This is a genomic window from Lelliottia sp. 489 (assembly GCF_050435885.1).
Taxonomy (GTDB): domain Bacteria; phylum Pseudomonadota; class Gammaproteobacteria; order Enterobacterales; family Enterobacteriaceae; genus Enterobacter; species Enterobacter nimipressuralis.
The window spans coordinates 1,291,560-1,305,942 of record NZ_JBNDLC010000001.1 but is presented as its reverse complement, the minus strand read 5'-3'; the positions used below and the strand labels follow the sequence as shown (position 1 = coordinate 1,305,942).

General features: G+C 58.1%; 13 protein-coding genes. 10 read left to right on the top strand and 3 right to left on the bottom strand.

Going from position 1 to position 14,383, the window contains the following annotated elements; genetic code table 11:
• The first annotated feature begins 246 nt into the window (after positions 1-246).
• From ABIE11_RS06445 to ABIE11_RS06415, 7 genes are all read left to right on the top strand, one after another.
• The gene (locus tag ABIE11_RS06445) at positions 247-1,578 is read left to right on the top strand and encodes a glycoside hydrolase family 28 protein (RefSeq protein ID WP_429184160.1); all 1,332 of its coding nucleotides are present in this window, start codon (positions 247-249) and stop codon (positions 1,576-1,578) included.
• Positions 1,575-3,128, top strand: a complete 1,554-nt coding sequence (locus ABIE11_RS06440) for an MFS transporter (protein WP_102104122.1) — start codon at positions 1,575-1,577, stop codon at positions 3,126-3,128. Before ABIE11_RS06445 ends, ABIE11_RS06440 begins: the two co-directional genes overlap by 4 nt.
• Positions 3,125-4,360, top strand: coding sequence for an MFS transporter (locus ABIE11_RS06435; protein ID WP_429184159.1), 1,236 nt, complete (start codon positions 3,125-3,127; stop codon positions 4,358-4,360). Before ABIE11_RS06440 ends, ABIE11_RS06435 begins: the two co-directional genes overlap by 4 nt.
• 70 nt (positions 4,361-4,430) lie before the next feature.
• On the top strand, positions 4,431-5,348 hold the full coding sequence (gene osmF, locus ABIE11_RS06430; RefSeq protein ID WP_429184158.1) for a glycine betaine ABC transporter substrate-binding protein OsmF: 918 nt from the start codon (positions 4,431-4,433) through the stop codon (positions 5,346-5,348).
• Positions 5,349-5,360: 12 nt separating this feature from the next.
• Complete coding sequence (locus ABIE11_RS06425) at positions 5,361-6,518, top strand: ABC transporter permease (protein WP_319418162.1); 1,158 nt, start codon at positions 5,361-5,363, stop codon at positions 6,516-6,518.
• Positions 6,511-7,461 (top strand): ABC transporter ATP-binding protein, encoded by a 951-nt coding sequence (locus ABIE11_RS06420; protein WP_429184279.1) that lies wholly within the window; start codon positions 6,511-6,513, stop codon positions 7,459-7,461. The genes ABIE11_RS06425 and ABIE11_RS06420 overlap by 8 nt, the downstream gene beginning before the upstream one ends.
• A complete protein-coding gene (locus tag ABIE11_RS06415; RefSeq protein WP_231276667.1) occupies positions 7,445-8,182 on the top strand; it encodes an ABC transporter permease in 738 nt (245 codons plus the stop codon). Before ABIE11_RS06420 ends, ABIE11_RS06415 begins: the two co-directional genes overlap by 17 nt.
• Here the strand turns inward: ABIE11_RS06415 and ABIE11_RS06410 are convergent.
• Together ABIE11_RS06410 and mlrA are read right to left on the bottom strand one after the other, a co-directional pair.
• Positions 8,157-8,270, bottom strand: a complete 114-nt coding sequence (locus ABIE11_RS06410) for a protein YohO (protein WP_100779551.1) — start codon at positions 8,268-8,270, stop codon at positions 8,157-8,159. The two genes, ABIE11_RS06415 and ABIE11_RS06410, sit on opposite strands and share 26 nt — an antisense overlap.
• 78 nt (positions 8,271-8,348) lie before the next feature.
• Complete coding sequence (gene mlrA, locus ABIE11_RS06405; protein WP_100779552.1) at positions 8,349-9,080, bottom strand: HTH-type transcriptional regulator MlrA; 732 nt, start codon at positions 9,078-9,080, stop codon at positions 8,349-8,351.
• A 219-nt stretch (positions 9,081-9,299) separates the two neighbouring features.
• On the opposite strand from mlrA, the gene ABIE11_RS06400 reads away from it, so the two are divergent.
• Genes ABIE11_RS06400 through ABIE11_RS06390 form a run of 3 tightly spaced genes read left to right on the top strand, consistent with a single transcriptional unit; the run spans position 9,300 to position 12,224 of the window.
• Entirely contained in the window at positions 9,300-10,988 is a 1,689-nt protein-coding gene (locus tag ABIE11_RS06400; protein ID WP_100779553.1) for a sensor histidine kinase, read from the top strand.
• Positions 10,982-11,701 carry a two-component system response regulator BtsR gene (gene btsR / locus ABIE11_RS06395; protein WP_100779554.1) on the top strand — a complete coding sequence of 240 codons (720 nt, stop codon included), beginning with the start codon at positions 10,982-10,984 and terminating at the stop codon, positions 11,699-11,701. Before ABIE11_RS06400 ends, btsR begins: the two co-directional genes overlap by 7 nt.
• Positions 11,702-11,747: 46 nt before the next feature.
• A complete protein-coding gene (locus ABIE11_RS06390; RefSeq protein WP_100779555.1) occupies positions 11,748-12,224 on the top strand; it encodes a DUF1456 family protein in 477 nt (158 codons plus the stop codon).
• An 86-nt stretch (positions 12,225-12,310) separates the two neighbouring features.
• Here ABIE11_RS06390 and metG read toward each other — a convergent pair whose 3' ends face one another.
• Positions 12,311-14,344 (bottom strand): methionine--tRNA ligase, encoded by a 2,034-nt coding sequence (metG, locus tag ABIE11_RS06385; protein ID WP_312154635.1) that lies wholly within the window; start codon positions 14,342-14,344, stop codon positions 12,311-12,313.
• Between the last annotated feature and the right edge of the window lie 39 nt (positions 14,345-14,383).

The window sequence follows — 14,383 nt, the reverse complement described above, 5'->3', positions numbered from 1 at the left end:
CGCCTTTCCTGCCTGATTGCTTTGATTCCCTCTTTTCTCGTCTCTTACTCGCCGTTAAATGTGACCTTTTTCACACTTCATTTTTATCCCGCAGATGAAATCGTGAGGACGATCAAAACTCACTCCCGCTACACCCGGCAGGCGTGACTCTCTTCACTCTTCGCGAAAAAGCCCGGTAAACACGCCACAAACACGCCGCAGAAAAGCCGTGTAATGCCTGTCACATCACAGCTGACAGGTAATCACATGAAGCTCTCATTAGAAAACATCTCCCTCGATCGAAGCGGGTCGACCCCCGTCACCACCGCGCTGCAGGAACTCATCGATACGCTTGCCGTGAACGGAGGAGGCACGCTGGTGGTCACGCCAGGCATCTACCTGACCGGAACGCTGGTGCTGCCGTCGAATTTCACCCTGCATCTGGAAGCGGGCGCGCGCCTGCTCGCCAGCCAGAATGTGGATGATTACCGCGCCGCAGAAACCCAAAGCACAGCCGAGCTGTCGCGCATGGCGCTCATCTACGCCCGCGATGCGCGCAACCTGACGCTCAGCGGCGCGGGCTGCATCGACGGCAACGCCACGGCCTGGTTTGCCGCAGAGATGGATGACCAGGGTTATCGCCAGCCGAAACCCCAGCGCCCACGCCTGCTGGTGCTGGAAGGGTGCGAACAGGTACGCCTGACGGATATCACCCTGTGCGACTCGCCAATGTGGACCGCGCATCTGGTGAGCTGCAACCATGTTTTCATCCGCAATATCACCATTGATAACGATCTGGCGCTGGCTAACACCGACGCGCTGGACATCGACAGCTGCCAGCACGTGCTCATCAGCGACAGCTACTTCAGCGCCGCCGACGACGGCATCTGCCTGAAGACCACGGCCAAAGCGCCCGAACTCCAGCAGCCTATCTACAACGTCACGATCAGTAACTGCATCATTCGCTCCAAAAGCTGCGCAATTAAAGTCGGGACCGAAACCTTCGCCGACATCACCCATCTGGCGGTCAGCAACTGCGTGATTTTCGACTCCAATCGCGGCATCGGCCTGATCTCCCGCGACGGCGGCCATTTCAGCAAGATGAGCTTTAACAACATTCTCTTCGACTGCCGCCACGGCCATCCGTGTCACTGGGGCAAAGCCGACCCGGTGTTTATCTCTGTGCGTCATCGCGCGCCGGACATCACGCCAGGCACGATCAGCCAGATCACCTTCTCGGGCCTGAACGGGACGGGAGAGGGGGCGATAAATCTGCACAGCGAAACGCCCGGTGCGATCCGCGATATCACCTTCAACGGCCTGGCGTTCAGCCAGCTTGCCTCCCGATCCGATGAACAGGGCTGCTACGACGTGCGCCCGCCGTGTAACCCAGAGCGCCCGACCGGAATGGGGCTGGACAACGCCTATCGCGTGAATACGCAAACCGGGCGCGCTCACGGCGTGGAGTTATATCCGCACGGGCTGCCGGCCCTTTACGCCTGCGGCGTCGAAGGGTTGCATCTGCATGCCATCACCATTACGCGCCCGTCGCCGCTGCCTGCGGGCTGGGATACTGAAAAAATCCGGAGTGCAAAATGATCAAAAAAGTGCGGGAAATAAAGCTGCGGAACTACGTGTGCTACGGGCTGGCGGATGTGATTGGCTCGGGGGCCTTTACCCTGGTCAGCGCCTGGCTGCTGTTTTTCTTAACCACCTTTTGTGGCCTGACGCCGATCCAGGCCGGGTCCCTGTTTGCGGTGGCGAGAATTGTCGATGTGATCATGTGTCCGGTGATCGGCTACGTTTCTGATAACTTCCACAAAACGCGCCTGGGGCGCCGCTTTGGCCGTCGCCGTTTCTTCCTGCTGGCCAGTATTCCGCTGGTGTCGGTCTACAGCCTGCTGTGGGTGGAAGGGTTCAACTACTGGATGTACCTGCTGTTCTACATCCTGTTTGAAATCGTCTACACCATGATCATTATTCCGTACGACACGCTCTCGGCTGAGATGACGTCGGATTTCAAAAAGCGCTCAAAACTGACCAGCGCACGTATGTATATCGCCCAGCTCGCAGGCTTTGCGGCGGCGTTCCTGCCGGGGCGTCTGGTAGCGTACTTCGGCCCGGACTCTTCCGACTCCTTCTTCTATACCGGGGCGATTTTCACCGTCTCCTTTATGATTGTGCTGTTCTTTGTCTATTTCGGCACCTGGGAGCGCTCGCTGGAAGAGATCCAGCAGAATGAGCACCACGACGAAGACGACGAAAAAGAGCCGTTCGCCACGCGCGCATACCATATCTATTACGATTTCGTCTCAACGTTAAAAATCAAAACCTTCCGCTCGCATCTGGGGATGTATCTCGGCGGCTCGGTGGCGCAGGACATTTTTAACTCGGTCTTTACCTACTTTGTGGTCTTCGCCCTGATGACCTCGTCTGTGATGGCCTCCAATCTGCTGGGCGTCGTAAACGGGCTGCAGTTCTTTGGCGTGGGAATTGCCACCTGGCTGACCCTGCGCTACTCCCCGTCGCGCGCCTTTGCGACCCAGGCCACGATGGCGCTGGTGGCGTTTGCCCTGTTTGTGTCCGCGTACTTCAGCGGCACCGGCGGGATGACCCTGCTGTACGTCGGTGCGGCGGTCGCCGGGCTGGCGCGCGGCGGTATCTACGCTATTCCGTGGAATAACTACACCTTTGTCGCCGACGTGGATGAGATCCTCACCTGCCGTCGCCGCGAGGGGATTTTCGCGGGCTTTATGAGCCTGCTGCGTAAGGCGTCGCAGGCCCTGTCGATTTTCCTCGTCGGCGTGGCCCTGCAGATGTCCGGGTTTGTCTCCGGACAAAATGCCCAGCCGCAGTCGGCCATCAACATGATTTTAATCATCATGATTGTGCTGCCGGTCGCACTGACGCTGTGGGGGATCTGGTCGGCGTTCCAGTTTAAGGTCAACAGCCGTACCCACGCGATTCTGAACGAAGAAGTGGCGCGTCTGAAACAGGGCGGCAGCAAGGCGACCGTCAGCGCGGAAAACAAAGCGGTGATCGAAAGCCTCACCGGTATGCCGTACGACCACTGCTGGGGGGAAAACAGCGTCGGCTATCTGAATCGTAAACGCATGAATGTGCGCGCACTGCGAGACAAAATGGCATGACGGAGCAGAGCGTATTTATCCAGCAGGGCCTGTGGGCCCGGCTGGGATTGCCTCGTGAACTGTGCTGGGGCTTTGTCGGGATTTTCCTGTTTATCACCGGCGCCACCATCGAGCAAAGCTGGCTGGCGTCGATGCTTCAGCATCGCGGTTTTGATGCCATGCACATCAGCCTGCTGTCGTCGGTGTTTGGGCTGTGTGTCGCGGCGGTATCGTGGTTTTCCGGAATAGGGGCGGGCGTACTCGGCCTGCGCCGCCTGATGTGGGCGGCGACGCTGTTCTACTTTATCGGTTCAATTCCCTTTATCGCTTACGCGCTGCCGCAGGGCAATTATCCCCTGATGGTGGCGAGCTACGCCCTGCGCGGCGTGGCGTATCCGCTGTTCGCCTATTCGTTTCTGGTGTGGATTAACCAACGCTGCGCGCCGGCTATTCTCGGGCGCGCCGTCTCCTGGTTCTGGATTGCGTTTGGCGTGGGCATGACCATCGTCGGACCGTGGTACTCAAGCCTGATGCTGCCCCTGATCGGCGAAACCTCGACGCTGCTGAGCGGGTTTATCTTTGTGGCACTCGGTGCATTCTGCGCGCTGGTGCTCAACCGCGATCGCCCGCACGTTCAAAGCAATGGGCATCTCGGCGCAGCCTTTGCCGAAGGGATGATGGTGCTGGTGCGCGAGCCGAAAATGCGTCTGGCGGTAATCGTCAAAACCATCAACGATATCGGCAAGTTTTCGCTGGTGATCCTGATGCCGGTCTACCTGCCGCGTTTCGGATTTAGCATCGCCGAGTGGCTGACTATCTGGGGGCTGGTGAATGTGGTCAATCTCTTCGCCAGCTACTTCTTTGGCTGGCTCGGCGATACCATCGGCTGGCGCAAGACGGTGGTCTGGTTCTCCGGCACCCTGTGCGGTCTGGCGATGCTGGCGGTGTGCTACGCGCCGGTACTGTTTGGTGACAGCGAAACGGCGCTGTTTCTGGCTCTGGCCCTGTACGCCATCGGGCTGGGTGCTTTTGGCCCGCTGAGCGCGCTGATTCCGTCCCTGCTGCCGGAGAACAAAGGCGCTGCCATCTCCTGCCTGAATCTCGGGTCGGGGCTGAGCAATTTTGCCGGTCCGCTTATCGTCACGCTCTGCGTTTCGCCGTTTGGCGTGGAGGGGACGTTGTGGGTGATCGCGCTGCTCTATTTTGCCGCCAGCCTGCTAACCGTTCCGCTGAGGTTGCCGGAAGAAGGATGATTCCTCAATTTTAGGCTACGCTTTTCTCTCAAGCCCCTGATAAAGGCGGCAAATTAATGAGGAAAGCAGAATGACAATCACAAAGGGGATATGGGGTTCAGCGGCGTTACTGGCGGCGCTGAGCCTGCCTTTACAGGCGGCAGAGCCGGTAAAGGTGGGGTCTAAGATCGATACGGAAGGGGCGTTGCTCGGCAATATCATCCTGCAGGTGCTGGAAAGCCACGGGGTGAAAACAGTCAATAAAGTCCAGCTGGGTACCACGCCCGTGGTGCGCGGAGCCATCACCTCCGGCGAGCTGGATATCTACCCGGAATACACCGGTAATGGCGCGTTTTTCTTTAAAGATGAAAACGATGCGGCATGGAAAAACGCCAGCGCAGGCTACGAGAAAGTGAAAAAACTCGACGCCGAGCAGAACAAGCTTATCTGGCTGACCCCTGCGCCCGCCAACAACACCTGGACCATCGCCGTGCGCAAGGATATCGCTGAGAAAGGCAAACTGACCTCTCTTGACGATCTGAGTCGCTATCTGAAAGATAAGGGCGATTTCAAACTGGCGGCCTCGGCGGAATTTATCGAACGTCCGGACGCGCTTCCGGCCTTTGAAAAAGCCTACGATTTTAAACTCGACCAGAGCCAGCTGCTGTCGCTCGCGGGCGGTGATACAGCGGTGACGATCAAAGCTGCGGCTCAGAAAACCTCCGGCGTAAATGCGGCGATGGCCTACGGTACTGACGGCCCGGTGGCGGCGCTCGGTCTGCAAACCCTGACCGATCCGAAAGGCGTTCAGCCGATCTATGCCCCTACGCCTGTGGTGCGTGAAGCGGTGCTGAAAGCCTATCCGCAGATCGGCGACTGGCTAAAGCCGGTGTTTGAAACTCTCGATGAGAAAACCCTGCAACAGCTCAATGCGAGCATTGCGGTGGAAGGGCTGGATGCCAAAAAAGTGGCGGCAGATTATCTGAAGCAAAAAGGACTTGTGAAGTAACAGGATAATGCTGTGCCGATAACCTGTCATAACCGCGTACTGCTGCTGCTCGCGTTTGTCGCGCTGGCGGCGTGCGCGCTTCCGTTTGTGAATTTTGCCCCTAATCGGCTGGTGTCCGGCGAGGGGCTGTCCGTCTGGCAGGTGTGGGCGTTTTCGCCTCTCCTGCTGGCCCTGTCCCTTCTACTGGCTGCGGTGCTGGCGTTTTGCCGTGGGCGCTTGCCGCTCATTTTCACGCTGATCCTCTGCGAAGCGTTAGTTGTGCTGCTGACCTGGAGTGCCGGGCAGGCGGCGACGCATCTCGCCACCGCCGAAACACCGCTGGCGCGCACCTCGGCAGGCAGCGGGCTGTGGCTGTGGATGGCCCTGTGCCTGCTCGCCTGTAGCGATGTAATCCGCCGTCTGACGCAACACCCGCTCTGGCGCTGGCTGCTCCACGCGCAGATCTGGGTTCTACCGCTGGCGCTGCTGTTTAGCGGCGAACTGAATACCCTTTCTCTGCTCAAAGAGTACGCTAACCGGCAGGAAATTTTTAACGATGCGCTGTTGCAACATCTGACGATCCTGTTTGGCACGCTGGTGCCTGCGCTGCTTATCGGCGTGCCCATCGGCCTGTGGTGCTACCGCCACCCCACGCGTCAGGGACCGGTATTTACCGTGCTGAACGTGATTCAGACGATCCCTTCCGTGGCGCTGTTCGGCTTGCTGATCGCGCCGCTTGCCGGGCTGGTGAAAAGCTTTCCTGCGCTCGCCTCGCTCGGTATCGCCGGAACCGGATTGACGCCCGCGCTCATTGCGCTGGTGCTGTACGCGCTGCTGCCTCTGGCGCGCGGCGTGCTGGCGGGGCTAAGCCAGGTCTCTCCGGAGGTGCTGGAGAGCGCCAGCGCGATGGGGATGAGCGCCCGCCAGCGATTCTGGAAAATCCAGCTGCCGCTGGCACTGCCGCTGCTGCTGCGCAGCCTGCGGGTGGTGGCAGTGCAAACCGTCGGCATGGCGGTGATTGCGGCGCTGATCGGCGCTGGCGGCTTTGGGGCACTGGTATTCCAGGGCTTGCTGAGCAGTGCCCTGGATTTGGTCTTACTCGGTGTGATCCCTACCATCGCGCTGGCGGTGGTGGTGGATGCGCTTTTTGCCCTGTGGCTGGCCCTGCTGAAGGGGAAAAATGATGATTGAATTTCACGATGTGAACAAAAAATTTGCCGGGCAGATGGCTGTCAGCAACCTGAATCTGCGTTTTGAAGAAGGGGCCTTTTCGGTGCTGATCGGCACTTCCGGCTCGGGAAAATCGACCACCCTGAAGATGATAAACCGGCTGGTGGAGCATGACAGTGGGCTGATTCGTTTTGCCGGCGAGGAGATCCGCAGCCTGCCGGTGCTGGAACTGCGCCGCCGGATGGGGTACGCCATTCAGTCCATCGGCCTGTTCCCGCACTGGACGGTGGCGCAGAATATCGCCACCGTGCCGCAGCTGCAAAAATGGTCGCGGCAGAAGATTGCGGATCGCGTGGACGAACTGATGGCGCTGCTGGGGCTGGAGCCTGCCCTGCGCGAGCGCTATCCGCATCAGCTTTCCGGCGGGCAACAGCAGCGCGTCGGCGTGGCGCGCGCGCTGGCTGCGAATCCTGAAGTGCTGCTGATGGATGAGCCTTTTGGCGCGCTGGACCCGGTTACTCGCAGCGCGCTGCAAACGGAGATGATCCGTATCCACCGCATTCTGGGGCGCACGATTATTCTGGTGACTCACGATATCGACGAAGCCCTGCGCCTCGCCGACCGCCTGGTTTTGATGGACAACGGCGAAGTGGTGCAGCAGGGGACGCCGCTGGAGCTGTTAACCCATCCGGCGACGGATTTTGTGCGCGAATTCTTTGGCCGCAGCGAACTGGGCGTACGCCTGCTGTCGCTGCGCACGGTCGGGGAGTATCTGCGCCGCGAAGATCCTGCCGTTAACGGCGAACCCCTTCAGGCGCAAATGAGCCTGCGCGATGCGCTCTCTGCGTTTGTCGCGCGGCAGTGCGAGGTGTTACCGGTGGTCGATGAGCACGGCGCGCCCTGCGGCACCCTGCATTTTCGCGATTTACTGGCAGGGGAGGTGGAACGTGAAATGGCTACGTGATCCGCTCCTGTGGCTGGTGCTGCTGTTTGTCGCGCTGCTGTGGCTGATGCCCTACAGCGGCGGGCTGTTTGGCGCGTTGTTTCCAGGCCTTCCGCGTCCCGTTTATCTGCAGGAGAGTTTTATCAGCCTGACGCTGGCCCATTTCTGGCTGGTGGGGGTTTCAAGCGCTGTGGCGATTGTGATCGGCGTCGGGGCCGGGATTGCGGTGACGCGCCCGGCGGGCCGAGAGTTTCGCCCGCTGGTGGAGACCATTGCCGCTATCGGGCAGACGTTCCCGCCGGTGGCGGTGCTGGCGATTGCGGTGCCGGTGATCGGTTTTGGTCAGGAGCCGGCGATCATTGCATTGATTCTGTACGGCGTCCTGCCGATTTTACAGGCGACACTGGCCGGGCTGACAGCGGTTCCGGCGGCGGTGAGCAGCGTGGCGGAAGGCATGGGGATGAGTGCGGGGCAGCGTCTGCGTAAAGTTGAGCTGCCGCTTGCCGCGCCGGTGATTCTGGCGGGTGTGCGCACGTCGGTAATTATCAATATCGGGACGGCGACCATTGCCTCAACGGTCGGGGCCAATACCTTAGGCACGCCGATCATTATCGGCCTGAGCGGGTTTAACTCGGCTTATATTGTGCAGGGTGCGGTGCTGGTTGCGCTGGCGGCGATCGTGGTTGATCGCGGATTTGAACGGCTGGCGCAGTATCTCAGCCGACACCGCCACGTACGATAAATGAGTAGCCAGCCAGCATAACGCCGCCAATGCCGCTGATAGCCATTAAGGCGAAGAGGGTAATTACGGCCACTTTGGTTGCCTTCATAATGTGCTCCTTTTGTTAACCGCCCAATTATACGGTGAAGCACACCTGTTAATGAACCATTAAATGCCGTTAAGACATTTACGGACCGAGGGTAATGACGGGGTAGCCGTGTTCGCGCCATTCGCTCAGAAGCTGCTGTTGGGCGGCAGTGGGGATTTCTCCGCACCAGACCAGCAGGGTTTGCCCTTCGAAAAGCTCCGGGCGAAACTGCGCTAATGAATGTGCCAGCACGTCAACTCGCCAGCCTTGCTGCGTGGCGATCCAGGCTTCGAGCCATAAGCGGGTGGTGTCGTGAATATTCCAGCCGACCACCAGCGCGTCCTTTCCGCTCTTCTTGCGTGCCGTCGACAGGCACACGGAAATGTAATTGATTAACGCGCCATCCAGCATGCTTAGCAGCGTCTGTAATGCCGGCTGCTGAGACTGCAGACGGCGGCGAAGCGGTATAAACAGATGAGCAATTAACGTCTGGGCGGGATAATCCCGACCCTGCTCCTTGATCCAGGTTCGCAGACGTTGAAAGTTACCGGCCTGCAACAGGCGAAGCAGGGTTTCCTGATGTTCGCGCCACTCGGCCAGGCTGTCGGGATCGTGTTCGCATAAGAGCGATTTGACCTTACTGACCTGCACACCGTTGTCGATCCAGCTTTTGATTTCGCGAATGCGATCGATATCCGCCTCGTTAAACAGGCGGTGCCCTCCGTCCGTTCGCTGAGGTTTAAGCAGCTCGTACCGCCGCTGCCATGCCCGCAGCGTCACAGGATTGATATCACAAAGCAGTGCCACTTCACCTATCGTGTAAAGCGCCATGTTCGCCCCCTGGCTTGCGCATCCCCAGAGTAACTGTAGTCGTTGATTCGCGAACCAGGAAGAATCGACCGTTTTTTGAACAAATAATGCGAAGGGTGGAATATCTTGCGCTAAACGATGTGATGACGGGCACGAATTGCAGCTTTTTTGGAATGCTTCAAAGAAAGTTAATGTGTATCAGTGTATGTTACGCGTTTTTAGAAAGTGCGGTTTGCGGTCATGTACGAATTTAATCTGGTGTTGCTGCTGCTTCAGCAGATGTGCGTTTTTCTGGTCATCGCGTGGCTGATGAGCAAAACGCGGCTGTTCATTCCGCTGATGCAGGTGACGGTACGCCTGCCGCACAAGCTTCTCTGCTACGTCACCTTCTCGATTTTCTGCATTCTCGGCACCTATTTTGGTCTGCACATTGAAGACTCGATCGCCAATACGCGCGCCATCGGTGCGGTGATGGGCGGGCTGCTGGGTGGCCCGGTGGTCGGCGGTTTAGTCGGGTTAACGGGCGGATTGCATCGATACTCCATGGGCGGCATGACGGCCCTGAGCTGCATGATCTCGACGATTGTCGAAGGGCTGCTCGGCGGCCTGGTTCACAGCTACATGATTAAGCGTGGCCGCCCGGATAAAGTCTTTAGCCCGCTCACCGCCGGGGCAATAACTCTGGTGGCAGAGCTGGCGCAAATGCTGATTATTCTGCTGATTGCGCGTCCCTTTGAAGATGCCCTGCATCTGGTGAGCAGCATCGCCGCACCGATGATGGTCACCAATACCGTCGGCGCGGCGCTGTTTATGCGCATCCTGCTAGATAAACGCGCGATGTTTGAAAAATACACCTCGGCGTTCTCGGCCACGGCGCTTAAGGTCGCCGCCTCGACGGAAGGCATTCTGCGCCAGGGCTTTAACGAAGAGAACAGCATGAAAGTGGCTCAGGTGCTCTATCAGGAGCTGGATATCGGCGCGGTGGCGATCACCGATCGCGAACGGCTGCTGGCGTTTACCGGCACCGGTGACGATCACCATCTGCCCGGCAAACCGATCTCTTCGACGTATACGCTGCGCGCCATTGAAACGGGCGAAGTGGTGTATGCCGACGGGAATGAAGTGCCGTACCGCTGCTCGCTGCACCCGCAGTGCAAACTCGGTTCGACGCTGGTGATCCCGCTGCGCGGTGAGAATCAGCGGGTGATGGGGACGATCAAGCTCTACGAAGCCAAAAACCGGTTGTTCAGCTCCATTAACCGCACGCTGGGGGAGGGGATCGCCCAGCTGCTGTCGGCGCAAATTCTGGCGGGGCAGTACGAGCGGCAAAAGGCGCTGCTGACCCAGTCGGAAATCAAACTCCTGCACGCCCAGGTGAATCCGCATTTTCTGTTTAATGCGCTGAACACGCTCAAGGCAGTGATCCGCCACGACAGCGATCAGGCGACGCAGCTGGTGCAGTTTCTGTCGACCTTTTTCCGCAAAAACCTGAAGCGCCCTTCAGAGATTGTGACCCTCGCCGATGAGATCGAACATGTGAATGCCTATCTGCAAATCGAAAAGGCGCGATTCCAGTCGAGACTGCAGGTGTCACTGTTCGTGCCGGACGAACTGGCGCATCAGCATCTTCCGGCGTTTACCCTGCAGCCGATTGTGGAAAACGCCATTAAACACGGCACCTCGCAGCTGCTGGGCACCGGCGAAATCCATATTTCTGCCAGCCGTTTTAATCACCATCTGGTGCTGGACATTGAAGATAACGCCGGGCTTTATCAGCCTGGCGCCGAATCGGGCGGGCTGGGGATGAGCCTCGTCGACAAACGTCTGCGCGCGCATTTCGGTGATGATTGCGGTATCACCGTCGACTGCGAGCCGGACAGTTTTACCCGTATTACCTTACGATTGCCCCTGGAGGAAAACGCATGCTAAGAGTGCTGATTGTCGATGATGAGCCGTTAGCGCGGGAAAACCTGCGGGTTCTGTTGCAGGAACAGAGCGACATTGAGGTGGTGGGCGAGTGCGCCAACGCCATCGAAGCCATTGGTGCGGTACATAAATTGCGCCCGGACGTGCTGTTTCTCGATATCCAGATGCCGCGCATTAGCGGCCTGGAGATGGTCGGTATGCTCGACCCGGAGCATCGTCCGTACATCGTTTTTCTGACGGCGTTTGATGAATATGCGGTGAAAGCGTTTGAAGAGCATGCGTTCGATTATCTGCTAAAACCCATCGAAGAGAAGCGGCTGGAGAAAACCCTCAACCGCCTGCGCCAGGAGCGCAGCGTGCAGGACGTTTCGCTTCTGCCGGAAAACCAGCAGGCGCTAAAATTTATCCCCTGTACCGGCCATAGCCGCATCTACCTGTTGCAGATGGACGACGTGGCGTTTGTCAGTAGCCGCATGAGCGGGGTGTTCGTCACCAGCGCTGAAGGCAAGGAGGGCTTTACGGAGCTGACGCTGCGCACGCTGGAGAGCCGTACGCCGCTGATCCGCTGTCACCGCCAGTATCTGGTGAACATGGCGCATCTGAAAGAAATTCGTCTGGAAGAGAACGGTCAGGCGGAGCTGGTGCTGCGTGCCGGGCAGACGGTGCCGGTGAGTCGGCGCTATCTGAAGAGCCTGAAAGAGGCGATTGGATTGTAAAACTGGTACACTGCGCCCCATCGCATCACCGACAGCTGAAGGCTCTATGTTAAGTAACGATATTCTTCGTAGCGTGCGCTACATCCTGAAATCCAACAATAACGATTTGGTTCGTATTCTGGCGCTGGCCGAGGTCGAGACCACGCCGGCGAATATCGCCAGCTGGATCACCAAAGAGGACGAAGAGGGCTTTGTTCGCTGCCCGGATATCATTCTCTCTTCGTTTTTAAATGGGCTGATTTACGATAAACGCGGCAAGGATGAGTCTGCCCCGGTGCTGTCGCCTGAGCGTCGCGTGAATAACAACATCGTACTGAAAAAACTGCGTATCGCATTTTCCCTCAAATCTGACGATGTGCTGGCGATCATGACCGAGCAAAAATTCCGCGTGTCGATGCCGGAAATCACCGCCATGATGCGCGCGCCGGATCATAAGAACTACCGTGAGTGCGGCGATCAGTTTATGCGCTACTTCCTGCGCGGGCTGACTCACCGTGTGCATAGCGCGAAGCCGTCAGCCTGAGTTTGTTGGCGCTACGCTACGCTTTGTAGGCCGGGAACCGGTAAACAAGGCATAAAAAAAGCCGGAGAACGCTCCGGCTTTTTTGTTTATTTCACCTGCTGACCCGGTTTCGCCCCGTCGTCCGGGCTTAACAGGAAGATATCCTTCCCGCCAGGACCGGCGGCCATCACCATCCCTTCCGAGATGCCGAAGCGCATTTTGCGCGGCGCAAGGTTGGCGACCATCACCGTCTGGCGACCGATCAGCACCTGCGGGTCCGGATACGCAGAGCGAATGCCAGAGAAGACGTTACGTTTCTCACCGCCCAGATCCAGCGTCAGGCGCAGCAGTTTGTCAGAGCCTTCGACGAATTCCGCGTTTTCAATCAGCGCAACGCGCATATCAACTTTGGCGAAGTCATCAAAAGTGATGGTTTCCTGAATCGGATCGTCTGCCAGCGGGCCAGTGACTGGCGCAGCGGCGGCTTTCACCTCTTCTTTCGACGCTTCAACCAGCGCTTCAACCTGTTTCATCTCAATGCGGTTATACAGCGCTTTGAAGGTGTTCACTTTATGGCTGAGCAGCGGCTGCTGGATAGCATCCCAGGTCAGCTCGGTGTTCAGGAAGGCTTCTGCACGTTCCGTCAGCTGCGGCAGAACCGGCTTCAGGTAGGTCATCAGCACGCGGAACAGGTTGATGCCCATGGAGCAGATCGCTTGCAGATCCGCATCGCGGCCTTCCTGCTTCGCGACGACCCACGGTGCCTGCTCATCCACATAGCGGTTCGCCAGATCGGCCAGAGCCATGATTTCGCGCACTGCTTTACCGAACTCGCGTGCTTCCCACGCGTCGCCGATAGTGGCGGCCGCGTCGGTAAAGGTTTTATACAGTTCTGGATCGGCCAGTTCAGCTGCCATCACGCCGTCGAAACGCTTGGCGATAAAGCCCGCGTTACGGGACGCCAGGTTGACCACTTTATTCACGATGTCTGCGTTCACGCGCTGCACGAAATCTTCCAGATTCAGGTCGATATCATCGATGCGGGAAGAGAGCTTCGCGGTGTAGTAGTAGCGCAGGCTGTCGGCGTCGAAGTGGTTCAGCCAGGTGCTGGCTTTAATGAAGGTGCCGCGTGATTTGGACATCTTCGCGCCGTTCACCGTCACGTAGCCGTGAACAAACAGGTTGGTTGGCTTACGGAAACCGCTGCCTTCCAGCATCGCAGGCCAGAACAGGCTGTGGAAATAGACGATGTCTTTGCCGATGAAGTGGTACAGCTCTGCGTCGGAATCTTTTTTCCAGTACTCTTCGAAGCTCTGGGTGTCGCCGCGCTTGTCGCACAGGTTCTTGAAGGAACCCATGTAGCCGATTGGCGCATCCAGCCAGACGTAGAAATATTTGCCCGGCGCGTTCGGGATTTCGAAACCGAAGTACGGCGCATCGCGGGAGATATCCCACTGCTGCAGACCGGATTCGAACCACTCCTGCATTTTATTCGCCACCTGCTCCTGCAGCGCGCCGCTGCGGGTCCACGCCTGCAGCATTTCGCTGAAGGACGGCAGATCGAAGAAGAAGTGTTCAGAATCGCGCATGACAGGTGTCGCGCCGGACACCACGGATTTCGGCTCGATAAGCTCGGTCGGGCTGTAGGTCGCGCCGCACACTTCGCAGTTATCGCCGTACTGATCCGGGGATTTACACTTCGGACAGGTGCCTTTCACAAAACGGTCCGGCAGGAACATGCCTTTTTCCGGATCGTACAGCTGAGAGATAGTGCGGTTTTTGATAAAACCGTTCTCTTTCAGGCGGGTGTAGATAAGCTCCGACAGCTCGCGGTTCTCGTCGCTGTGCGTCGAGTGATAGTTGTCGTAGCTGATGTCAAAGCCAGCAAAATCAGTCTGATGCTCCTGACTCATCTCGGTAATCATCTGCTCCGGGGAGATCCCCAGCTGCTGTGCTTTCAGCATGATTGGCGTGCCGTGAGCATCGTCCGCGCAGATGAAGTTTACCTGGTGGCCGCGCATTCGCTGGTAACGGACCCAGACATCAGCCTGGATATGCTCCAGCATGTGGCCGAGGTGGATTGAACCGTTTGCGTACGGCAGAGCGCACGTTACCAGAATTTTTTTCGCGACTTGAGTCATAGTGGGCATTACTTCTTTAACAGTAAAAAGGGTTTTTGA